Consider the following 25,154-nt stretch of genomic DNA (forward strand, 5'->3'; position numbering starts at 1 on the left):
TAAACCTAGAATTGCCAAGTCCGTGCTTCTTCTCCAGAAAACGTATGCCATCATTGCCATTGATGTACTCGTTACAGACCTTCAGCTTGAATTCCTCGCTATACTGGCTCTGCCATTTACTCTTGTGGGTTTTTGAATATCTCTCCATTTTGTTTACAATTGTGTAAACCTATTTCAGGACGAGACATAAGTAAGAAAGATAAAAAACAACAATGAGCCGTAAGTACAAATTCTACAATAAAGAAGGATTATACTTTGTAAGTTTTGCAACTGTATATTGGATAGATGTATTCGTGAGACCATTATATAACGATGTTTTAGTAGAGAGTTTGAATTATAGTATAACAAATCTGGGTTTAGAATTATATTGCTGGTGTATTATGCCAAGCCATGTGCATTTAATTTTTAAAGCAAAAGATAACAATCCTGATAAAGTACTAGGAAGGATTAAGGAGCACACTTCTAAAACATTGGTAAAAGCGATAAAAGAAAACAGTCAGGAAAGTAGAAAGGAATGGATGCTTTGGATGTTCGAGCGTGCAGGATTAAAAAGTAGCAATGTAAAAGGAAACCAGTTTTGGCAACATAATAATAAGCCAATTGAATTATGGAGTACAGAAGTAATTGAACAAAAAGCGGATTATCTGCATGATAATCCAGTTGTAGCAGGTTTTGTTAATGAGGCTTGGCATTGGAAATACAGTAGTGCCGTAGATTATAGCGGAGGTAAAGGATTAATTAAAATTGAGTATTTATGAGTTATTAGAGCATATGCACGACTATGAGTGAAAGCAGGACTGATGCAACAAAAGAATTACTGAATTTGATTTTCTAATTAATTTTTAAGCGTGTAAATAAGCAGTTACGCTACCTTTTTGGTCGGTTTATTTTGCAATATTTGAGTTTCCATATCAAATAACCAAACCGGATTATGTTTAAAAAACTACACTTCTATTTTTTAATAGCTGGTATTTGCATTTCATTAAATGCAACCGCACAAGATGCCGTAAGTTATCAGCTTCCACCAAAAGAAATTGCTGATTTATTGCTTGCCAAACCTACACCTGGCGTAAGTATTGATGATAAAGCCGAGTGGATTTTATTTAGCGAACGGAATTCATATCCTTCTGTAGAAGAATTGGCAATGCCAGAATATCGCATTGCTGGCTTACGTTTAAATCCAAATAATTATTCGCCAAGTAGGATTACATACATCAATAATTTTAGCTTAAAAAACATTAAAACCGACAAAACTTTTCCGGTTTCGGGTTTGCCTTCGCCATTATATGCGAGTAACATCAACTGGAACCCGGCTCAAAATAAAATTGCTTTTACAAATACAACTCAAAAAGGAGTTGATTTATACATTATTGATGTTGCCACAAAAAAAGCAGTTAAAACCAACAAAGCTTTCTTAAATGTGGTTTTAGGAAGTGGTTTAACCTGGTTAAATGATAACACAATTATCTACAGAGCTATAACGAAACCTGCAAGCGCAGCCCCTGTAAAACCTTTAATGCCTCAAGGTCCAACTGTTCAGCAAAATTTGGGTAAGGCAGCACCAAGTCCTACTTATCAGGATTTAATCAAATCGCCGTTCGATGAGCAGCTTTTCGAATTCTACGGCACATCACAATTGGTAAAAAACACAGCTGGTGTAGAAACCCCAATCGGAAAGCCTGCTATTTATAGCTCAGTAAGCTTATCACCTGATAAAACATTTATGCTTATTGAAACCATTAGCAAGCCATTTTCTTATCTGGTTACGGCAAACGGTTTTCCATCAACCGTGACGATTACCGATTTAGCTGGTAAAGCGGTTAAAGTTCTGGCAGAATTGCCATCATCAGAAGGCACGCCATCGGGTTATGATAACACGCAAAACGTTCCTCGCGGTTTTTCTTGGAGAGATGATGAACCAGCAACAATAACTTGGTCTAAACCTTTAGATAGTGGTTTGATTAAGAAAAATGTTCCTTTTCACGATGCTGTTTATGCTTTGAGTGCTCCCTTTTCTAGCACCGAAAAAGAGCTTTTTAAAACTCAAACTCGTTTTCGCGGTGTACAGTGGGGTGATGCAAATTTAGCTTTGGTAATGGAAGGTTTAAGAAGCAAACAAACCAGTAAAGTAAGTAGATACAATCCATCAATAGGCGCTTTAGAAGAATTGTATAGTCGCAACCAAACCGATGCATACGGCAATCCAGGAACACCTGTTACCACAAAAAATAAATACGGTCGCTCGGTAATTCATACTGTTGATAATGGCACAAAATTATTGATGAATAACACGGTTGGTTCATCAGATAAAGGTGATTTACCTTTCTTAGCAAAATTTGATTTAGCGACCAAGAAAAATGACATTATTTGGCGTAGTGCAGAAGGAACTTTTGAATATGTAAGCGATGTAATTGATGCTGAAAAATTGGTTTTGTTAACCAGAAAAGAAAGTCAGAAACTTGTGCCAAATTATTACATCAAAAATTTAGTGCTTCGTATAGCCGACAGACCAGTTACCGCATTTTCAAATCCATATCCATCTTTAGATGGCGTTGTTAAAGAAAAGATTTCTTATAAACGAGCCGATGGAGTTGATTTAACCGGAGATTTATATTTGCCTAAAGGTTACAACAAGGAAAAAGATGGTCCGTTGCCAACCATTATCTGGGCTTATCCTCGTGAATTTAACTCTGCTGCCGATGCCGCACAAATCCGTGGCTCGAAAGATAAATTTACCGCAATTGCATGGGGCTCACCTATTTATTGGGTTACAAGAGGTTATGCCGTGCTAGATAATGCCGAAATGCCTATTGTTGCAAAAGATGGCAAAAAGCCTAATGATACCTTTGTAGATCAATTAAGTTTAAATGCCGAAGCTGCCATTAATAAGTTATCTGATTTAGGTGTTGGTGATAGGAAACGTATGGCCGTTGGCGGACATAGCTATGGTGCGTTTATGACTGCCAATCTTTTAGCGCACACCAATTTATTTGCAGCTGGTATTGCCAGAAGCGGCGCCTACAACCGTACATTAACTCCCTTTGGTTTCCAGAATGAAGAACGTACGTATTGGAAGGCACCACAATTGTATTATGAAATGAGTCCATTTAGTTATGCTGATAAAATTAAAACACCGCTGTTGTTGATACATGGTGATTCTGACGATAATACAGGCACATTTCCAATAAACAGCGAGCGCTTATTTGCAGCCATAAAAGGTGCAGGTGGTACCGTTCGATTTGTATTTTTACCTTATGAAGCACATGGTTACCGTGGTAAAGAAAATATTTTACATGCCCTTTGGGAGCAAGACCAATGGCTAGAAAAATACGTTAAAAACAAAAAATAAAATTTATTAAAAATTATTTAAATGCTCCGATAACGGAGCATTTTTTGTTTAACATTAGTGTTGTTTACGGTTATTAAGTAATTTTACATGTTAAATTAAAGTCGCCCTCTATAAATACTATTTGCAATAAATTATGGATTACATAGATTACTATAAAGTTCTGGAAATTAAGAAGGATGCTACAACAGATGATATTAAAAAAGCGTACAGAAAGCAAGCCAGGAAATATCATCCAGATTTAAACCCAAATAATGAAGAAGCAAATAAAAAATTTCAGCAAGTAAATGAGGCTAACGAAGTTTTAAGCGACCCGGAAAAACGGAAGAAGTACGATAGACACGGTAAAGATTGGCAACATGCAGATCAGTTTAATTCGCAGCGGCAACAAAGACCGCAAGGTGGAGGTTTTGGTCGTGGGTTTTCTGGAAGCTTTGGTGGCGATGACTTCTCTGATTTCTTCTCTTCGATGTTTGGAGGTGGCGGACAACGAAGCAGTGGGCGCTCCCCTTTTAAAGGTCAGGATTTTACGGCAGAACTAAACCTAAATTTGTTAGATGCTTACACTACGCACAAACAAACGCTTACCGTTAATGGCAAACAAGTTCGCATCACAATTCCTGCCGGAATAGAAAACGGACAAAAAATCAAACTTCCGGGCTATGGTGCTCCAGGCCCGAATAATGGACCAGCAGGAGATTTATACATCACTTTTAATATAGCAGAACACCATAAATTCAAACGAAAAGGTAATGATATTTACATACAACAAGATGTAGATTTATATACTGCAGTTTTGGGTGGTGAAGCAATTGTAGAAACTTTAAGTGGTAAAGTAAAACTTAATATCCCCGCAGGAACACAACCTGACACCAATTTACGCTTAAAAGGGAAAGGATATCCGGTATATAAAAAAGAAAATCAATTCGGCGATTTGTATGTTAAGTGGCAAATTAAAATACCCACCAATTTAAACGCCAAGCAAAAGGAATTATTTGAGCAGTTATCAAAACTCTAATTGATAATCTACCTGGAAATTTAGGATATACTAAAACGCTCTCATATACAATAAAATCATTCATGTTGATAAATTGTCTTTCTCCTTCAAGATAAAAAACTATTATTTAACATTAGTTTATTAAATTGTGGCATTAAAACTAAAACAATGAGTGATTCTTCTGTAAAATTTATTGAAAAAATAAAAGCCGCTTATTCACCAACTGGCTCATCAATTTACCTTGGTGCTGGCATTTTAGAAGGCCAGGTTTACGGCGATGCCGAAGTAAATTTATCATTAAAAATGATGAACAGACACGGTTTAATTGCTGGTGCAACAGGAACTGGTAAAACCCGAACACTTCAATTGCTTGCCGAACAACTTTCTGATGCAGGAGTGCCCGTGTTTATGCTTGATGTTAAAGGAGATTTATCAGGTTTAAATCAGCCAGGCAGCATAAATCCGAAAATAGAGGAGCGTTCTGCTCAACTAAATAAACCTTTTACGCCAACCGGCTTCCCTGTTGAAATATATTCGCTATCAGGCAAACTTGGTGCGCAAATGAGGGCAACCGTTTTAGAGTTCGGTCCGACACTTTTATCAAAAGTTTTAGATTTGAACGATACTCAATCGGGTGTTATGGCTGTTATTTTCAAATATGCTGATGATAACAAAATGCCCATCATCGATCTTAACGATTTAAAAAAGCTCATCTCATATCTGTCAGAAGGTGCTGGCGCAGCAGAGATTAAAGAAAGTTATGGTAGTATTTCAACCGCGACTTCAGGTACTATTTTAAGAAAGATTGTTGCCATCGAACAACAGGGCTTAGCAGGAATGTTTGGAGAAAAATCTTTCGATGCCGATGATTTATTTGAACGGGTAGATGGCAAAGGTGTTATCAGTTTATTAAACATCGCCGATGTTCAAAACCAGCCTGTTTTATACTCTACTTTTTTACTAAGCTTGCTTGCCGAATTGTTTAATACGTTACCAGAGGTTGGAGATTTGGACAAACCCAAATTGGTTTTCTTTTTTGATGAAGCACACTTGCTTTTTAACAATTCATCGAAAACATTTTTAGAGCAAATTGAAACGATAATCAGATTAATACGTTCAAAAGGTGTAGGCGTTTTCTTTTGCACACAATCACCAACGGATGTTCCGGAAAGTGTTTTAGGACAACTGGGAAATAGAGTGCAACATGCATTACGAGCTTTTACGCCTAATGATGTTGATGCGTTAAAAAAGACTGTTAATACATATCCAAAGTCAGAATTCTATGAAATAGACAAAGTATTAACTTCATTAGGAACCGGACAAGCCTTAGTAACCGTACTCAATGAAAAAGGAATTCCTACAGAAGTTTCGGCTACAATGCTAACACCACCAAGAGCAGTAATGGGGCCACTTACCGCTGCTGATTTCGAAAAAGTTGTTTCTGGAAGCCAGATGTATGCAAAATATAAAGATGCCATTGACCCTGAAAGTGCTTATGATATTTTAACAAAAAGAATTAATGAGCAAACCGCAGCAGCAGAGCAACAAAAACAAGCAGCGGAAGCACAAAAACAAGCAGAAATAGAAAGCAAGCCAAAACCCGGAGAAAAAAGTTTAGTAGAAAAAGTTATGGGTGCCACTATTACCCGCCAAATTGGTAGAGAAATTGTCCGAGGATTATTTGGCATGCTAACTGGAAAAAAAACACGCAGCAAAAGTGGCGGTGGTTTATTTGGATTTTAAACATATATTTTGGCATCAATCTGAAAACCTTCTAAATAATATTCAAGAAATTTAAATGAAGTTTTTAAGGCGTTGCAATAGAATGGGATGCTTTCGCCGAAATACAAGCTAAAACAAAAACTATTTTCGCTTTATTTCGTATTTATCAAAGTGAAATTGCCAATTCTAATAATAAAGATTGACGTAAAGGATTTATCTTAATAAATTTAATTTTACACTTAAAAAATTAACGCTTAAACTAATTGAAAAACGATTAGTATTATTATTTTCGTAATATGAAACCTACCCTATTAATACTGGCTGCCGGAATGGCAAGTCGCTATGGAAGCATGAAACAGATTGATGGATTTGGCCCGAACGGTGAAACCATTATTGATTATTCTATTTATGACGCAATTAATGCTGGTTTTGGCAAAGTTGTTTTCATCATTAAAGAAGAATTTGTAGATAATTTTAAGTCTATTTTCGAACCAAAATTAAACGGAAAAATTGAGATAGATTATGTTTTTCAAAATTTCGATTTAAAGCAATTTGGTATAGAAGAAGAAATATATAGAGAAAAACCATGGGGTACTGCTCATGCAATACTTGCCGCCAGAAATGTAGTTAAAGAGCCATTCTGTGTAATCAACGCTGATGATTATTATGGTTACGATGCCTTTAAAAAAATGGTAGATTTCTTGTCAGATGAAGCATCAGACAGTAATTTTTCTATCATTGGATATGAAGTTGGTAAAACACTTTCAGAATTTGGTGCAGTTTCTCGTGGCGTTTGTAAAGTAGATGCTGCTGGTAATTTAGAAGAAATTATCGAGCGTACTAAAGTTTATCCAAAAGATGGAAATATCTTTTATGAAGAAGATGGAGAAGAATTTCCGTTAAGTTTCGAAACACCGGTATCGATGAATTTTTGGGGCTTCACTCCCGCTGTTTTCAAAATAACTGAGAAATTATTTGTAGAGTTTGCAATGGCAAATAAAGATAAACCGAAAGCAGAATTTTTTATTCCTTTAATCGGCGAAAACCTTGTTAAAAGCGGAGAAGCTACATTTCAAGTCGTACCAACTTCTAACAAATGGTTTGGCGTAACCTACAAAGAAGATAAACCTTATGTTCAAGATAGTATTAACCAATTGGTTAAAAACGGAACATACCCAGAAAAACTATGGAATTAAATTTAGATTCTGAAGTTTTAAAAGCATACGGTTTTAACAAAGAAAATATCAAAATTACTCAAATAGGTACTGGTCTAATCAACCGTACCTATTTGCTTTCTCCTTCTGGCACAACCAAACAGTACATTCTTCAAAATATAAATACGTTAGTTTTTGTCAATCCACAGGCAGTGGCTGATAATTTAAAAGCAATAGCAAACTATCTGCTTACAAAATTCCCGGAATATCTATTTGTAAAACCAATTTCTACCATTGATGGAGCGGAAATGGCCTTTATAAATGAAGAGTACTGGAGGTTATTACCTTTTGTAGAAGATACGGTTTCATTAGATGTCTTAGTTGATGAAAACCAAGCTTATGAAGCAGCAAAGCAATTCGGAAAATTAAGTCGTTTATTAGATGATTTCGATGCTTCTACTTTGGAGCCAACCATACCGGGATTTCATGATCTAGGCCTGCGATTTAAACAATTTACAGAAGCGATTATCGAAGCTTCGATGGAACTGAAAGAGCTAGCTAAAGCCGAAATTGATGATGCTTTGAGGTATAAATACCTACTCGATTTTTTTAAATCCTATTCTCACAGAGCTGATTTCCCGGATAGGGTTATGCATCATGATACTAAAATCAGTAATGTATTATTGAATGCCGAAACCTTTGAAGGTGTTTGTGTAATCGATTTAGATACCATAATGCCAGGTAAATTCATCTCAGATTTAGGCGACATGTTACGCACCTATCTTTGTGCTTTTTCAGAAAATGAAATCGATTTAAGTAAAGTTAAAATACGCATAAATTATTTTGAAGCCACCGTTAAAGGTTATTTATCTGAAATGAAAAATATCCTTACCGATACAGAAAAAGAATTGATTTTATTTTCTGGAAGATATATGATTTACATGCAAGCTTTACGCTTTTTAACTGATTTTTTAAGCGGAAACGCTTATTACCAGACCAACTATCCTACTCAAAATTTAGATAGAGCAAGAAATCAGTTCAGGCTATTGCAAGAAATTTCTGCAAACGAAAAAGAGTTGCAGGATATTATCGATGGAAATTTGTAAGTGACTGATTTTGAAAGCTTAAATTTTTGATTCTCTTTTTAAACAGGATAATTGGAAAACGTGATTGTATGTTTTTTGAAGGATTAATTTCTGCAACCTAAATGTTACTCACCTTTGTTCTTAAGGAAAAACCGCTTGCCAGTTTCTATCGTAAGTACCCCAATTATAAACTTAAACAAAAAACAAATAGCATGAAAAAGCAATTTTTAAGTCTGGCAATGGGTGTAACATTTTTAGCTTCTATCGTAGCTTGTAGTTCTCCTAAAACAGATTCATCTGCAGACAGTACAGTAGTAGATTCTAGTTCAATGGCGATGGATACTACCGCAAAAGAAACTGGTGTTGAAGTTGGCGGTGCAATGATGGTACCTTCAAAAAACATTGTAGAAAACGCAATTGAATCTAAAGATCACACTACATTGGTAGCAGCGGTAAAACAAGCAGGTTTAGTTGAAACTTTAAGCGGTACAGGACCATTTACTGTATTTGCTCCAACAAACGAAGCATTTGCAGCAGTTCCAAAAGCTACTTTAGATGGTTTAATGAAACCAGAAATGAAAGCAGATTTGACTAAAATTTTAACTTACCACGTAGTTCCTGGTGCGTTAAAAGCAGCAGATTTGAAAGATGGTGAAGAGTTAACTACTGTACAAGGTGGCAAACTTAAAGTATCTGTTAAAGATGGTAAAGTAATGATTAACGGTGCAAACGTTACTATTGCAGATGTTGTTTCAAGCAACGGAATTACCCACGTTATTGATGGCGTTTTAATGCCAAAATAATCCAGATTATTTTTGTTATCACCTTTCATTAATTCATAGCATTAATATGCTGGAGAACTTTTGAAAGAAGGTTATACAAAAAACCACTACACAAAAAAAGCGTCCCGATGTAAAATCGGGACGCTTTTGTATTTTAAATCTTCGGACTTTCGGTCTTCAGACTTTCTGACTATTTTTTCTCTTCGTCTTTCACTTCTTCGAAATCAACATCAGTAACGTTATCGCCACCAGCTTGAGGTTGACCATCAGCTTGTGGTTGTTCGCCACCACCTTGAGGCTGCTCACCAGCTTTGTACATTTCTTCTGAAGCTACATTCCATGCATTTTGCAATTCAGCTTGTGCTGCATCGATATCTGCAAAGTTACGAGACAAATGTGCTGCTTTTAATTTTTCTAAACCAGCTTCGATTGGTGCTTTTTTATCAGCTGATAATTTATCACCAAACTCTTTTAATTGTTTTTCAGTAGAGAACATTAATGCATCAGCACCGTTAATTTTATCAGCTTCTTCTTTCTGCTTAGCATCATCTGCTGCATTAGCTTCTGCCTCTTCTTTCATTTTTTTAATCTCAGCATCAGTTAAACCAGATGATGCTTCGATACGGATTTTTTGCTCTTTACCGCTCGCTTTATCTTTTGCACTTACGTGTAAAATACCGTTAGCATCGATATCAAAAGCAACTTCTACCTGAGGCACACCACGAGGTGCTGGTGGAATACCATCTAAAATGAAACGACCAATTGTACGGTTTTGAGCTGCCATAGGACGCTCACCTTGTAAAATATGGATTTCTACTGATGGCTGATTATCAGCTGCAGTTGAGAAAGTTTCTGATTTTTTAGTTGGAATGGTTGTGTTAGACTCGATTAATTTAGTCATTACACCACCCATAGTTTCGATACCTAATGATAAAGGCGTAACGTCTAATAACAATACATCTTTAACATCACCAGTTAAAACACCACCTTGAATAGCAGCACCGATAGCCACAACCTCATCAGGGTTAACACCTTTACTTGGTTCTTTACCAAAGAAAGCTTTAACAGCATCCTGAATTGCAGGAATACGAGTTGAACCACCTACTAAGATAATTTCGTCGATATCGCTTGTGCTTAAACCAGCATTTTTCAAAGCCGATTTACATGGGTCGATAGTACGTTTAATTAAATCGCCAGCCAATTGCTCAAATTTAGCACGAGATAATGTACGTACTAAGTGTTTTGGTCCGCTAGCATCAGCAGTGATATATGGTAAGTTAATTTCAGTTGAAGTAGTGCTTGATAACTCAATTTTAGCTTTTTCAGCAGCTTCTTTCAAACGTTGTAACGCCATTGGGTCTTTAGCTAAATCCATGCTGTTTTCAGCTTTAAATTCGCTAGTTAACCAATCGATAATAATGTGGTCAAAGTCATCACCACCTAAGTGTGTATCACCATCAGTTGATTTTACTTCAAAAACACCATCACCTAATTCTAAAACAGAAACGTCATGTGTACCACCACCACAGTCAAACACAACAATTTTCATGTCTTTGTGTGCTTTATCTAAACCATAAGCTAAAGCAGCTGCAGTTGGCTCGTTAATGATACGTTTCACTGTTAAACCAGCAATTTCACCAGCTTCTTTAGTAGCCTGACGCTGTGCATCGTTAAAATAAGCAGGTACAGTAATCACCGCTTCTGTAACTTCTTGACCCAAGAAATCTTCGGCAGTTTTTTTCATTTTCTGCAAAATCATTGCAGAAATTTCTTGTGGTGTATATTTTCTATCGTCAATTTCAACACGTGGTGTGTTATTATCGCCTTTAACCACTTTATAAGGTACACGTCCAGCTTCTTTCGCACTTTCGTCGTAGCTGCTACCCATAAAGCGTTTAATTGAATAAATCGTTTTTGTTGGGTTAGTTATAGCCTGACGTTTAGCTGGCTCGCCAACTTTACGTTCGCCGTTTTCTGCAAAAGCAACAATAGACGGTGTAGTACGTTTTCCCTCACTGTTCGCAATAACTACAGGCTCGTTGCCCTCCATTACGCTTACGCAAGAGTTTGTTGTTCCTAAGTCTATTCCAATAATTTTTCCCATTGTATTTTGTATTTCTTTCTTTAAAGTATTATAATTTCAACAGCTATTAAACAATGCTTGTGCCAATTGGCATTTGGCAGTTAATATCTGTAAAAGACTGATAAAATGTAAAAAATTATGCGACTCATGACTGACAGCATGACAGAAACAGTTGGGTAATTTGTGATTAAAAGCTTAAACACGCTATTTAAAGATGTTGATGAATAGCTTTTGGATATTTAAAAAGATAAAATTGATTACCATTAGTCCGCTAACCAAATTATCTATGTATCGTAAAATTAAAAACTTAAATTGCAGTCGCGGCAAAAATACCACTGGCAGATATTAACTTGGTACGTAGTATTAAATTTCAAAGCAAGAAGGGCATTATAACCTGATTGATTGAGCATAAGTTGCAACATTTTTCAAGTTGCTACGAAATAAAATGAAAAGCATAACTGCACTAACCAAAGACAACAGAAACAAGATTTTCAAAAAATTAGGCGTAACATTTATTTAATTAATGAATAAAACACTTTCCTTAAAACAAGAAGTTGCTTATGCAGCTGGTATGATTGGTTGGAGTACGATGACAAATATTATCATTGTGATGTTGCCGTATTTTTATTTACCGCCAAGCAATTCGGGATTGCCGCCTTTAGTGCCACAACTTGTTTTTTTAGGTGCTTTTAATATCCTATCTATCATTGCTGCCTCGGGTAGGTTGGTTGATGCAGTTTTTGATCCATTTATCGCTTCCAAAAGCGACGCAAGTAATAATCCTAATGGAAGAAGGATGCCTTTTATGAAATGGGCAATTGTGCCTTCAATGATTTTTTGTGGATTGGTTTTTTATCCTATTGCTAAAGGAGAAAGTTTGCACAATGCATGGTGGCTAACCATAATGTTGTGTTTGTTTTTTGTTTCGGTTACCACCTACATTATTCCTTACAACGCGTTATTGGCCGAAGTAACTAATACACCAAGGCAAAAGGTAAAATTATCCAGCTATCAGCAAGTTGGTTTTGTTATAGGAATTATTTTGTCTGCATGCACCAATAACTTTGCAGATTTAGCACAAGATGGTTTCCACCTTGCAAATCGTAGCCAAGCGGTTCAAATCGCAATTTGGGGTTTATGTATTTTTTCTGGCCTGGTGATGTTGCTGCCTATATTTTTTATTAACGAAAAAGAATTTTCGGTAGCTAAACCAACGCATGTACCATTGTGGCCCGCAATTAAAAACACTTTTAGAAACAGCAATTTTAAATATTATCTTATATCTGATTTTGCTTTTTACACCGCTCTGAGCATAATTTCGAGTGGTTTATTGTTTTTCTGTACCGTACTTTTAGGTCTTGATGAATCTGAAGGCGGGAAATTTATGGGTGCGATGGTGTTGGCATCTTTACTTTTCTACCCAATTGTAACTTTTGGATCTGCAAAGATTGGTAAAAAGCCATTTGTATTGTTGGCTTTTGGTGTACTTTGCCTAATCTTTGTTACGATATTTTTTCTTGGTAAGTTGCCATTCGGTGCTTATACACAAATTTACATACTTGTATTATCTGCTTCGTTTCCTCTTGCTGCATTGGGTATTTTACCTACTGCAATACTAGCCGATATTGCACAAAAAGACACATTAGAAACAGGCGAAAACCATGAAGGAATGTTTTTCGCAGTAAAATATTTATTTGTAAAACTTGGACAAACAATGGGTATCGCTATTTTTGCTATGTTAACCATTTATGGTAAAGACCCAGGAAACGATTTTGGATTACGCTTAAACGGAATAGTTGGGTTTGCGCTCTGTCTAATTGCTTTATTATTTTTTAGTAGGTTTAAAGAGAGCAGGTAATTCGATTTTTTTTAAAGTAAATTAATATCAAAAAAAATTAGAAATATAATTTTGAACATTAAGAAAATAAGATAATTAAGATTATTTAATGGGAATAGGTAAATTAAGGTAATTAAGACTTTAAGAAGTGTTTTGAATTATTAATCCTGAACGAACAAAAAAAATGCGTGAATAAAAATGAGGATTTAAATCTCACTTTTATTCATGCATTTATAGTATTAAGCGCTAACCCTTAGTAACCAGGACTTTGTTTAAGTGTTCCCTTACTCCTATCAATTTGATCTTGAGGCAAAGGAAAATAATCATCTCGGGTTTCAATATTTATTCCTTTTAGATAATCAAAGAAACCACCTTCGAAGGCAAAATAGCTTTCTAAAGTTTGTTTTACAATACCCCAACGAACTAAATCAAAAAATCTATGACCTTCCATAGCCAATTCTAATCTACGTTCGAAACGAACTGCATTTCTAGCGTAAGCAGCAGTAGGGAAAGTTGTGTATTGACTTACTCTATAAGCTGCAGCTGGTGTTCCATTAACTTGCTGAGGTGTTATTTTTGCAGCTCTTTGTCTAACCGCATTAACAAGCGCTAAAGCCCTTGGCAAATTATTATTCTCTACAGCGCATTCAGCAGCCATCAAATAAACATCTGCCAAACGTATCAAGTTTACATTTAAACCGGTAACATTTGTTGTACCAGGAGCAGTACCACTTGCAATTTGAGCGGATTCAATTGTGTTTTTAACGGCAACGAACGGACCACCATTACTCGCATCACGAATCCAAGTATCGCCTGCCATGATTCCCCAATCGCGATAAGGTACACCACGTCTGCCAATAGTGGCTTCTATACGAGGATCTAAAGGAAGGGTTTTATCAAGAACATAATTATCTTTTGCAGCACCAACTAAACCGAAGTCAGATTTATAAGCATTGGTTCTGTAACTTCCATCAAGTAAAGGCAAACCGTTTGCATCAACTTTAAATGAATTTGCTAAATCAATGGTTGGTTGAAAGAAACCGCAGCAGTTAATTGGTGTATTTCCATAAGGGAAATTTAAAATATCACCAACATTTCCATTATCACCACCGGTACCATCAGTACCAACTGAATGCTCAACAGACATAATTGCTTCCGGACCACCTTCTTTAGTAATATCGAAATTATCAGAATATGGTAGGGTTGTTAAATCTGGCTTAGCCAAAATAACTGCATTTAATAAATCATATGCTTCAGTATATTTCTTCTGATATAAATAAACTTTACCTAAATAGGCCTGAGCAGCATATTTATCTACACGTCCTTTTTGATTTCTCGGCTTAGTAGTACTCAAATTGGCTACAGCGAAAGTAAGATCATCAACAATGTTAGGATAGATATCTTTATCATTAGGCACAAAAGTACCACTAGTAGCCTCTGTTACATAAGGCACTGATTTGAAAACTCTTACCAAAAAGAAATAATAATGAGCACGTAATAAACGAGCCTCTCCTTGAATTTCTTTAGCACGAGCATCGCTGAATTTAACTGTACCCTGACCACCTTGTAAGTTGCCTAAAATTTTAAGCGTATTGTTACAACGTTGAATACCTTCGAAACATCTATCCCAAAGGTTGGCCAAATTATCGTTGGTACTGGTTGGTGCATGTTGTTCAATTGCGTTCATATTTGGCTGATCACCAACACTACTACCCTTATGTGCGTTATCAGATGCTACCTCACCAAATAACCATTGGCTTGGTGCTGCACCGTAATTTCCGTAGGTACCATTCACATTACCATTTAATAAGCCGTAAGCACCAACAAGCAAACCTTCTACCCCATCTTGTGTGGTTAATTGCGATTCTGTAAGTTCACCTTGAGGCTGAACCGTTAAGAATTCCTTCTTGCAGGAAAACGTACTGCAAATTAATAGCGAAAGGAATATATATTTTATCTGTTTCATCTTTATATCTTTTAATTAAAATCCAACATTAATACCAATTAAGAACTGACGAGGAGTAGGATAAACACCTTGATCTACACCTGGGGCAGAGAAAGTATCTGTAATTTGACTTACCTCTGGGTCCATACCAGTGTATTTAGTAATGGTAAATAAGTTGGTTGCACTTACATAAACTCTAAATCTATTAATCGCAACCTTCGAACCGAACGTTTTAGCAGTAGGAATTGAATAACCGATCTGTAAATTTTTCAACCGTACAAAACTTCCATTTTGAATGTAGTAGCTAGAAGATGCAAACTCTAAATCAGATGCTCCTGCATAAGCAGATGGTGTAAGACTTGAAGTATTTGACGGACTCCATGCATCTAACAACCTTGTGCTTTTAGCTCCATCAAATGATGGGAAATCGGTAAAATAACGAGTGGCTTGAAAAATATCGTTTCCTTGTACACCATAAATAAATGCTGATACATCAAAGTTTTTGTATGATACATTTAAATTTAACCCTAAAGTGAAATCAGGATTTGGATCGCCGATAATGGTACGATCTTTTGGGTCGATTACACCATCGCCATTAATATCCTGGTAGCGTAAACCTCCAACTCGTGCACCTGTGTAAGATGGGTTATTTTGAATATCAGCTGCACTTTGATAAATACCTGCAGTTTTGTATCCAAAGAATGAACCAAATGGAGCACCTTCTTGTAATACACTTGTTTGTAAGCTTCTGTAGTTTCCATAAACCTGGTTGAAAATTCCAGGAGCCAGTCTTACGATTTTATTAACGTTTTTAGAAAAGTTTAAACCAATATCAAACTTAAGTGGGCTTTCTGCTTCTCTGCCATAATGATAAGCAACATTAAATTCTACACCTTTGTTGCTCATATCGCCAATATTTACAAATGGCGAACTACCTAAACCAACTGTGCTAGAAGGTAAAGGAAGATTGTAAAGCATGTCAGATGTTTTTTTGCTGTACCAATCAACCGAACCATCGAAAGCACCGTTTAATAATGTAAAATCCAAACCTACGTTTAAAGCTTTTAAAGATTCCCATTTCACATCTGCATTTTGATAGGCATTTTGCCATACACCAGTTGTTAAACTATTTGCGCCACCAACTGCATATGCAGAATTAATGATTGAACTTTGGAAACGGTTGATGTATTGATAAGGAGGTATTCTTTGGTTACCAGTTTGTCCGTATCCAACACGAAGTTTTAAATCGCTAATCCACTTAACACTTTTCATAAATTCTTCTTCTGATAACCTCCAGGCTGCACTAGCTGCTGGATAGAAACCATATTTATTGGCATCACCAAAATTAGAAGAACCATCTCGGCGAAGCGTGATACTAGCCAAATAGCGGTCGTTAAATGAATAATCTACTTTACCAAATAAAGAGAATAGAGAACCAACCGAACCAAAACTATTATTGCTAATGTTTGAAGAACCTGTGCTTAGGTAATAATAATCTTGATTACCTAAAATAAAGAAATCATTTCTACCAGCATTTAACTGTCTTGAGCGAGACTTAATGGCTTCAGTACCTGCCAATATATTAACACGGTGCTTTTCGTTGAATACTTTACTATAGTTTAACGTGTTGGTCCATGTCCACTCTGTGTTGTAACCTTGGTATTCGTTTAAATTATTAGAGTTGTTACCTTCTGAGAATTCTAAATTTGGATAACGCATTGATAAACCATTAAAGTTTTCGTAGCGTAAACCAAAATTAGTTTTAAAAACTAAACCCGGAAGAATATCAGCTTCTGCAAAGGCATTACCAAAAAAGAAATTACTCTTATTCAAATTATCTTTTGCACGATATAAGAATGCAAGTGGGTTTTCAGCATTACCCAACTGACTACCACGGCTACCAGCAAAATTTCCATTGATATCATAAACAGGAATAATGGTTGGAATACGATAAGCCCAGCCCAACGCACTTCCTTGATCCTGATAACCACCCGGTGTATTTGGATTTACACCAAATCCATAACCTTCAGAGTAACTGTATTGAGCGTTTTCTCCAAATCGCACATGCTTATTAAAGGCAGATATAGTTGTATTCGATCTAAAATTATAACGTTTAAAACCGGTGTATTTTATGGTACCCTTTTGATTTAGGTAACCTCCAGAAAATGTATAAGTTGCATTTTCTCCTCCACCAGTAGCACTAAGCTGATAATTTTGAACAGGTGCCGCATCGGTAATTTCATCAAACCAATTGGTACCTTGTTTATTTGCTCTTGTTATTTGATAAAACAGATTTGGGTCGCGACTGTAATTATATTTAGATGGATCAGCATCTGCGGCCGTTACATCTTGCCCAAGTTTAGAACCTGCTACCAGGTATTCTGGCAACACTGGTGTTGGACCAGAGCCATAATTTCTACCCGCAGCGATTGCTTTTCCAGCATTTGTATAGCCATCAAAAACGTATTGTGCGTATTGTTGTGGATTCATCATTTCAGGAAAACTGCTTTTCCGTGGCGATTGTGTTCCATAATAAGAATCGAAAGTAATTCTTGGTGCACCTGCAACACCTTTTTTTGTAGTGATGATTACTACACCATTGTTTGCTCTTGAACCATAAATTGAAGCCGAAGATGCATCTTTTAAAACCTGCATACTTTCGATATCGTTCTGGTTAAGCCAAGATAGTTTACCTTCAAAAGGAACACCATCGATAACATAAAGTGGTTCGTTATTATTAATGGTACTCGTACCACGAATACGAATTTGAGGAGTAGAGCCTGGCGCTCCATCATTTATAATTTGTACACCAGTAGCCTTTCCTTGTAAAGCTTCAACAGCACTTGCAGCAGGTTGCGATTTTAATAAATCCATACTTACCACAGCTACTGCACCAGTTAAATCTTTCTTCCGTTGTGATGAATATCCTGTTACAACAACCTCAGAAAGGTTATTATCTTCAGCTTGTAATACAACAGACATATTGGTTTGTGTACCAACAGGTACTTCTTTAGATAAATATCCAACAAAAGAGAAAACTAAAACATCAGTTGGATTTACGGTAATAGAAAATGCACCGTTTGCATCTGTTGTAGTGCCGGTTGTAGCATTTTTTACTTTAATGGTTGCGCCAATTACCGGGAGTTTTTCGTCACTGGAAGTAACCCTCCCGGTAACTTTCGTTTGAGCCTTTGCAAAAATTGCAAACAGCAAGCCCATGCACAAGAGAAGAGAACTCCTCTTGATAAAAGATAGATTTTTTTTCATACGTTGATGGTTAGAATTGATTGTTAATAAACCTATAATTCAGCAAAGTTTAATTACTAAATACAGGCGTATTGCATTAATATAAAATGGTGAAAATTAGTGGCTATTTAGAGGACTAAATCCTTTTTAAATTTTGCGCAGTTGTGGGGAGAAATCGATCTTTTAAAATGATTTGATTGGGTCTTCATAGTTAATTTGGTTAGAATGATTTAAGAATTACAAGCCGACCTAAAGCAGATTATAATACTTAATTATTAAATTAAATATATAAAATATTTTAGATAAATAAAAAAATTGTTGACCAAAGTGATTTTTTAATATTTCAAAGGCTTTTAATTTTAAAGCACGAACGTAATTTTTAGCTGATATAAATTGATAAACTACCTACCTTTTTTATTTCCCCGATTATAATAGTATCTTTGCAGCGAAGCAGGAATAAGGGCTTGCCATTCTTTATGGCATATTCTCTCCGCAAGTTAGTCCTTCATGAAATGATCGTTCTAGCTTCTTCGATAAATATTACACAAAAAAATACATGTTATTCAAAGAATTAAACCTCATTGAGCCAATTTTAAAGGCCCTTGAGACCGAAGGTTATACACAACCCACTCCAATACAAGAGCAATCTATCCCAACAATATTAAAAGGAAAAGACTTATTAGGTTGCGCACAAACCGGTACAGGTAAAACTGCCGCGTTTGCAATACCAATGCTGCAACTCCTGCACGAAAAACACATTAATACCAAGGCTACAAAAAACATTAAAGCCTTAATTTTAACGCCCACCCGCGAACTTGCCATTCAAATTGAAGAAAGTTTCAAAGCCTATGGCCGCAACCTAAATCTTCGCCATTTGGTAATTTTTGGTGGTGTTAGTCAGCACAACCAGGTAGAATCTTTAAGAAGAGGTGTTGATATTTTAGTGGCTACACCCGGCCGCTTATTAGATTTGATGAATCAAGGTTTTATCAGCTTAAACACCATCGAACTTTTTGTTTTAGATGAAGCCGACCGTATGTTGGATATGGGTTTTATCCACGATGTAAAAAGAGTAGTTGCTAAATTACCAGCAAAACGCCAAACCTTGTTTTTCTCAGCTACCATGCCCGATGAAATTCAAAAGTTAGCGAACACGATTTTATCAAACCCAACTAAAGTAGAAGTTACACCTATATCATCAACTGCCGAAACGATTGTTCAATCGGTTTATTTTGTAGATAAACCAGATAAAAAGAAATTATTGATCCATCTTTTGGATGATAAAAAAATTGAAACGGCATTGGTTTTTACGCGTACCAAACATGGTGCAGATAGAATTGTAAAAGATTTAGGCTTTGCCGGTATTAAAGCTGCTGCAATACACGGTAATAAATCTCAAAATGCAAGACAAAGAGCTTTAACCGAATTTAAGGATAGAAAAATACGCGTTTTAGTAGCTACAGATATTGCTGCCCGTGGTATCGACATCGATCAATTATCTCACGTAGTAAATTACGAACTGCCTAACATCCCTGAATCTTACGTACACAGAATCGGTCGTACAGGCCGTGCTGGTGCAAATGGTATTGCGATTTCTTTTTGCGATGCAGAAGAAAATGAATATCTATTGGATATCCAGAAACTGATAAAAATTACGCTTCCCGTTGTTGATGATCATCCATATCCATTGAGTTGGGAAAATATGATGGCTAAAAACCAAATTAAACGTAAACCACAGGCTCAATCGAAAGGTGGCGGTGGTGGCGCAAAACGAAGTGATGGAAATATGAGCGGCAAACCTCGTAATGCCAGCAATAACCGCAGATTTGGTGGAAACAGAAATAAAGCAAAAGCTTAGTTTTTAAGCTGAAAGAACAAAGCAGAAATACGAAAGCTTTGCTATTAATATTAAAAAAACCCGAGTTGTAAATTACATCTCGGGTTTTTTTCTGTTTTCCGTCGGCTAAAGCCAGACGGCAATGAATGGGCAAACTGCTTAGTACACTGTCTATGTACAGTTGATTAAGCTGGGCAGCAATGAATTGGCTGAATTGATTAGTGCTATATCTATGAAACAGTAGCTAAAGCCAGACGGCAATGAATAGGCAAACTGCTTAGCGCACTATCTATGAACGGTCGTCATTCTGAACTTGTTTCAGAATCTTTCATGCTGATACGCTTTACAAGAACGGTCGTTATTCCAAATAAAATTGGAAATGATTATAGCTTTAAACAGCAAAAACCCTTAATTCTTATCTATTATCCGTAAGCTAGAGCCAGATGGCAATGAATAGGCGAATCGCTTAGCGCACTATCTATGAACGGTCGTCATTCTGAACTTGTTTCAGAATCTTTCATGCTGATACGCTTTACAAGAACGGTCGTCATTCCTAATAAAATTGGAAATGAAATAGCTTCAAAAAGGAAAACCCTGAATTGAGAAAATCAATTCAAGGTTTGCATCTTTATTATAGAGGAGAAAGGAAGACCCTATACCTTATACCTTCCACCCTCAACCTTACTTAAACCACTACATTTATAATCTTTCCTTTTACAAAAATTACTTTCTTAGGTGCTTTCCCATCTAAATATTTTATGAACTGTTCATCAGCCATTAAAATAGCTTCTGCTTCTGCTTGAGCCAAGCTTAAACTTAAATTCAAATTCATTTTCATTTTACCATTGATGGAAACCGGGTAAGCAAACTCATCTTCTACCAAATGTTCTGGATTGAAAGTTGGAAATTTCGTGTATGATAAACTTCCTGCTTCGTTACCCAACTGCACCCAAAGTTCTTCACAAATGTGCGGTGCATATGGTGAAAGCAAAATCACCATATCTTGCAAAATACTGCGCTTATTCGATTTTAAATCTGTCAATTCATTAACGGCTATCATAAAACTCGAAACCGAAGTATTGAAAGAAAAACGCTCAATATCATCCTGAACTTTCTTGATAATTTTGTGCAACGATTTCAATTCAGCTTTGGTCGGTTCGGCATCAGAAACTGTAAATTCCCAGGCCTCATTGTGGAATAACCGCCAAAACTTACGCAAGAATTTAAATACACCTTCAATGCCATTGGTATTCCATGGTTTACTTTGCTCCAAAGGACCCAAAAACATTTCGTACATACGTAAAGTGTCTGCTCCGTAACGCTCAATCAAATCATCGGGGTTAACCACATTGAATTTTGATTTCGACATTTTTTCCACCTCAACGCCGCAGATATATTTTCCACTTTCAAGAATGAATTCTGCGTTAACATATTCTTCTCTCCAGGCTTTGAATTTGTTCAAATCTAGAGTGTCATTTTCTACAATGTTCACATCAACGTGTAATGCCGAAGTTTTGTATTCCTTTCTTAAACCAGCCGAAACAAAAGTATTTGTAGGTTTTCCATTTTCATCGTTAACACGATAAACGAAATTACTTCTGCCTTGAATCATGCCTTGGTTTATCAGCTTTTTGAAAGGCTCTTCTTCTTTGGTATAACCCAAATCTTTCAAAAACTTGTTCCAGAAACGGCTATATAATAAGTGTCCGGTGGCATGTTCAGAACCACCAATATATAAATCAACGTCTTTCCAATATTCAACCGCTTCTTTAGATGCGAAATCACTATCGTTATTGGCATCCATATAACGGTACCAATACCAGCTACTTCCTGCCCAGCCCGGCATGGTGCTTAATTCGTAAGAATATCCAGCCCCACCTAAATCCTCCCCGGTAGGGAGGACTTTAGTATCTTCCAGTGTGGCAAGTTTCTGCTCGATTTGAGCTATAACGCTCTCAGGATTTCCAATAACTTCTTCGTTTGTAAATCGAATTACTTCATAATTATAAAGCGCTAAAGCTTTTGTTCTTTGTTTATCTTCCTCAATTATTCCCTCATGATATTTCCCATCAACTTCAATAACTAAGCCTTTTTTAAGTGAGATAAAATCAACAATGTATTTATCTACCGGGTGTTGTCTTCTAAATTTAACACCAGTTTGATTATCTCTTAAAAATTGCCATAAAATATTTTCAGCCTCGGTTGGCTCAGAACGATGCTGCTTAGCATTTTCTTTTAAACTTCCATAAAGCATTGGGTCGGCTTTCGCACGGTAAGCGTCTTTCAGCTCCCTCCCCTCTGGGGAGGGTTGGGGTGGGGCTTGATATCTCCAACCTTCAGCTCTCGCCAAAGGAGGTTCTCCAGTTTCGGTAGGTAAATATTTATCAATTTCTGGCAAAATTAAAGGCAATTCTTCCTCTTTTAATAAGTACGGCAAGCCATCTTTAAAATAAATCGGAATTGGTTCTCCCCAATAACGCTGGCGACCGAAAATCGCATCACGCTGACGGAAATTTACTTTTGCTTTTCCAACTTTCTCTTCTTCTAACCAATTGTTTAAAAATGGAACAGCTTCTTTGTAAGTTAATCCATTAATGAAACCTGAATTGATGTATTTCCCTTCTTTTGTTGGGTCGGCTTGAATATCAATATCTTTCTGACCATCCAAAATCTGGATAATAGGCAAATTGAAATGTGTTGCAAATAACCAATCACGTTGGTCGCCGCTTGGTACACCCATAACGGCACCTGTTCCATAACCTGCAAGCACGTAATCTGCAATCCATAGTTGAACACGTTCGCCATTCATCGGGTTAATTACATAAGTCCCTGTAAAAGCACCAGAAACGGTTTTTGTATCCGCCATGCGGTCTAACTCCGATTTCTTTTTAGTTTGAGCAATGTAATTCTCAATGTCTTGTTTTTGTTGTGGCGTTGTTAATTCTGCAACCCATTCGTGCTCTGGTGCCAATACCAAATACGAAACACCGAAAATGGTATCAACACGTGTTGTAAAAACTTCAATTTGTTTATCGTTGCCTTCAACCTGGAATTTGACCGATGCACCAACGCTCTTACCAATCCAGTTGCGTTGCATTTCTTTTATTGGTTCAGGCCAGTCGATAGTGTCCAATCCTTGCAAAAGCCGATCAGAATAAGCCGTGATTCTCATGCTCCACTGCATCATTTTCTTTTGCTCAACAGGGAAACCGCCACGCTCAGAAAAACCATCCTTTACTTCATCGTTAGCTAAAACGGTACCCAAAGCAGGGCACCAGTTAACCGTGCTTTCTCTTAAATAAGTTAACCTATATTTTAATAATTCTTGTTGTTTCTCTTCCTCAGTAAAAGTTGCCCAATCGCTCGGTAAAAACGATTTTACATCATCATCGCAAACCGCTTTTACATCGGCTGTTCCGGCGGTATTAAATTTCTCAATTAAAGTAGAAATGTCTTCCGCTTTATCATTTTCGATGTTATACCAGGAATTGAACAACTGCATAAAAATCCATTGCGTCCATTTATAATAAGATGGTTCGCTGGTTCTTACTTCTCGGCTCCAATCAAAAGAGAAACCTATTTGATCTAACTGGCTGCGATAAGTTGCAATATTTGCTTCTGTGGTTATTGCCGGGTGCTGACCAGTTTGTATGGCATATTGCTCAGCAGGTAATCCGAATGAATCGTATCCCATTGGGTGCAATACGTTAAAACCTTTAAGGCGTTTGTATCTCGAAAAAATATCTGAAGCAATGTAACCTAGTGGATGACCAACGTGTAAACCTGCTCCCGATGGGTAAGGAAACATATCTAACACATAATATTTTGGTTTATCAGAATTGCTTTCGGCTTTAAATGTTTGATTATCGGCCCAAAATTTCTGCCACTTTTGTTCTATTTCTTTGAATTGGTAATCCATTGCAGGTTTTAAATTTTTAAAGGGGCGAAATTACGGAAATTAAGGGGTTTAGTGAAACATAATTTATTGGTAAAATACAGGTTTTAGGGCTTCAGTTAAATAAATATTTCGATACCTAACCTCACCCTATGAAAGTCGCAGGTTACTGTATAGACATTGCATCCCTCTCCTTGAAGAGAGGGAAAGGTAAGATTGTACGTTGAACGATTGGGTTTCACTCACCAAAACATTAAATCTCTCTCTTCAAGGAAAGAAAAAACACAATATGAGCCAAACCAAAAACTTCGATAGGGTGAGGTAAATAGGATACTAAATAAAAGATATTTTGATTCCTAACCTCACCCTATAAAAGTCGCAGATTATTGGTTAGACAATGCATCCCTCTCCTTGAAGAGAGGGAAAGGTAAGATTGTATGTTGAACCATCGGGTTTCACCAACCAAACCATTAAATCTCTCTATTCAAGGAGAAAGAAAGGTAAGATTGTACGTTGAACCATTTGGTTTCACCAACCAAACCATTAAATCCCTCTCTTCAAGGAGAGGGATAACACAATATGAGCCAAACCAAAAACTTTGATAGGGTGAGGTAAATAGGATACGAAACTTCAGTTTAAAATTTGCACATGTGATAATACCTTTAGCAAAGATTTTAAATTCAAGCTGCTATCTAGTTAGATAAAAAACTTTACTAATGTTAGTTTTATCCATTTTTGCTGTAAACTGAAACTGCGAACCACTCAGAGTACTTACCGTACAATAATATGTTCCTTCAGGAAATACCAATTGAAACTCAGAACCTAATGATATTATATACGAGCCAATTGTACGCTGGTTACTCAAACCCAACTCCACCTGATCATCATTATTTGCTTTGAAATCCATATAATCGTTAATAGTATAATTGAAAGTACCATTTAAACTTTCATTAGAATTGCCGCTAACTTCGATTTTATTCACAGTCCATTTTCCGGTAATTCTTGCTTTTACTGATGTATTATCTTTCTTGCAAGAAAATAGAATTATAGACGAAATAAGGATTAGGCAAAGCGTTGTAATCTGTCTTTTCATTTTAGGTAGATTTAGTTTTAAGTCAGTTTATAAACGCAGCTTCTTTAAGTTTGGTACCAAATAAGAAAATGCTGATGCTTTATTTGCAATTTAAATATCGAACTAAATGTAGTTTTAGAGCGTTATTATTGA

The 25,154-nt window shown here is 36.4% G+C and carries 14 protein-coding genes; 9 read left to right on the top strand and 5 right to left on the bottom strand.

The features are described 5' to 3' along the window. Positions 1 to 212: 212 nt before the first annotated feature. The 7 genes from D7004_RS04610 (at position 213) to D7004_RS04640 (ending at position 9,107) form a co-directional block, all read left to right on the top strand. Positions 213 to 758, top strand: a complete 546-nt coding sequence (locus D7004_RS04610) for an REP-associated tyrosine transposase (protein ID WP_123204708.1) — start codon at positions 213 to 215, stop codon at positions 756 to 758. A 173-nt stretch (positions 759 to 931) separates the two neighbouring features. Continuing rightward, complete coding sequence (locus D7004_RS04615; RefSeq protein ID WP_123204709.1) at positions 932 to 3,349, top strand: alpha/beta hydrolase family protein; 2,418 nt, start codon at positions 932 to 934, stop codon at positions 3,347 to 3,349. Between the two features lie 133 nt (positions 3,350 to 3,482). Then, positions 3,483 to 4,364 (top strand): DnaJ C-terminal domain-containing protein, encoded by an 882-nt coding sequence (locus D7004_RS04620; RefSeq protein ID WP_123204710.1) that lies wholly within the window; start codon positions 3,483 to 3,485, stop codon positions 4,362 to 4,364. Positions 4,365 to 4,511: 147 nt separating this feature from the next. Beyond that, on the top strand, positions 4,512 to 6,086 hold the full coding sequence (locus tag D7004_RS04625) for a helicase HerA-like domain-containing protein (protein WP_123204711.1): 1,575 nt from the start codon (positions 4,512 to 4,514) through the stop codon (positions 6,084 to 6,086). Positions 6,087 to 6,361: 275 nt separating this feature from the next. Beyond that, positions 6,362 to 7,261 carry a nucleotidyltransferase family protein gene (locus tag D7004_RS04630; protein WP_123204712.1) on the top strand — a complete coding sequence of 300 codons (900 nt, stop codon included), beginning with the start codon at positions 6,362 to 6,364 and terminating at the stop codon, positions 7,259 to 7,261. Further along, positions 7,252 to 8,325 (top strand): phosphotransferase enzyme family protein, encoded by a 1,074-nt coding sequence (locus tag D7004_RS04635; protein WP_123204713.1) that lies wholly within the window; start codon positions 7,252 to 7,254, stop codon positions 8,323 to 8,325. Before D7004_RS04630 ends, D7004_RS04635 begins: the two co-directional genes overlap by 10 nt. Positions 8,326 to 8,516: 191 nt before the next feature. After that, a complete protein-coding gene (locus D7004_RS04640) occupies positions 8,517 to 9,107 on the top strand; it encodes a fasciclin domain-containing protein (protein ID WP_123204761.1) in 591 nt (196 codons plus the stop codon). Positions 9,108 to 9,276: 169 nt separating this feature from the next. Here the strand turns inward: D7004_RS04640 and dnaK are convergent, their stop codons facing one another. After that, entirely contained in the window at positions 9,277 to 11,190 is a 1,914-nt protein-coding gene (gene dnaK / locus D7004_RS04645; protein WP_123204714.1) for a molecular chaperone DnaK, read from the bottom strand. Between the two features lie 502 nt (positions 11,191 to 11,692). Here dnaK and D7004_RS04650 point away from each other — a divergent pair. Beyond that, positions 11,693 to 13,027, top strand: coding sequence for an MFS transporter (locus D7004_RS04650; protein WP_123204715.1), 1,335 nt, complete (start codon positions 11,693 to 11,695; stop codon positions 13,025 to 13,027). A gap of 232 nt (positions 13,028 to 13,259) precedes the next feature. Here D7004_RS04650 and D7004_RS04655 read toward each other — a convergent pair whose 3' ends face one another. Then, positions 13,260 to 14,972 (bottom strand): RagB/SusD family nutrient uptake outer membrane protein, encoded by a 1,713-nt coding sequence (locus tag D7004_RS04655; RefSeq protein WP_123204716.1) that lies wholly within the window; start codon positions 14,970 to 14,972, stop codon positions 13,260 to 13,262. A gap of 15 nt (positions 14,973 to 14,987) precedes the next feature. Further along, positions 14,988 to 18,218, bottom strand: coding sequence for a SusC/RagA family TonB-linked outer membrane protein (locus tag D7004_RS04660; RefSeq protein ID WP_123204717.1), 3,231 nt, complete (start codon positions 18,216 to 18,218; stop codon positions 14,988 to 14,990). Positions 18,219 to 18,753: 535 nt separating this feature from the next. Here D7004_RS04660 and D7004_RS04665 point away from each other — a divergent pair. Then, positions 18,754 to 20,055 carry a DEAD/DEAH box helicase gene (locus tag D7004_RS04665; RefSeq protein WP_123204718.1) on the top strand — a complete coding sequence of 434 codons (1,302 nt, stop codon included), beginning with the start codon at positions 18,754 to 18,756 and terminating at the stop codon, positions 20,053 to 20,055. 664 nt (positions 20,056 to 20,719) lie between these two features. On the opposite strand, the gene D7004_RS20940 is transcribed toward D7004_RS04665, so the two are convergent. Together D7004_RS20940 and D7004_RS04685 are read right to left on the bottom strand one after the other, a co-directional pair. Next, entirely contained in the window at positions 20,720 to 23,953 is a 3,234-nt protein-coding gene (locus D7004_RS20940; RefSeq protein WP_244214244.1) for a leucine--tRNA ligase, read from the bottom strand. A gap of 664 nt (positions 23,954 to 24,617) precedes the next feature. Beyond that, complete coding sequence (locus tag D7004_RS04685; protein ID WP_123204719.1) at positions 24,618 to 25,022, bottom strand: hypothetical protein; 405 nt, start codon at positions 25,020 to 25,022, stop codon at positions 24,618 to 24,620. Positions 25,023 to 25,154: the final 132 nt, after the last annotated feature.

It is taken from the genome of Pedobacter jejuensis, from assembly GCF_003725795.1.
GTDB lineage: Bacteria > Bacteroidota > Bacteroidia > Sphingobacteriales > Sphingobacteriaceae > Pedobacter > Pedobacter jejuensis.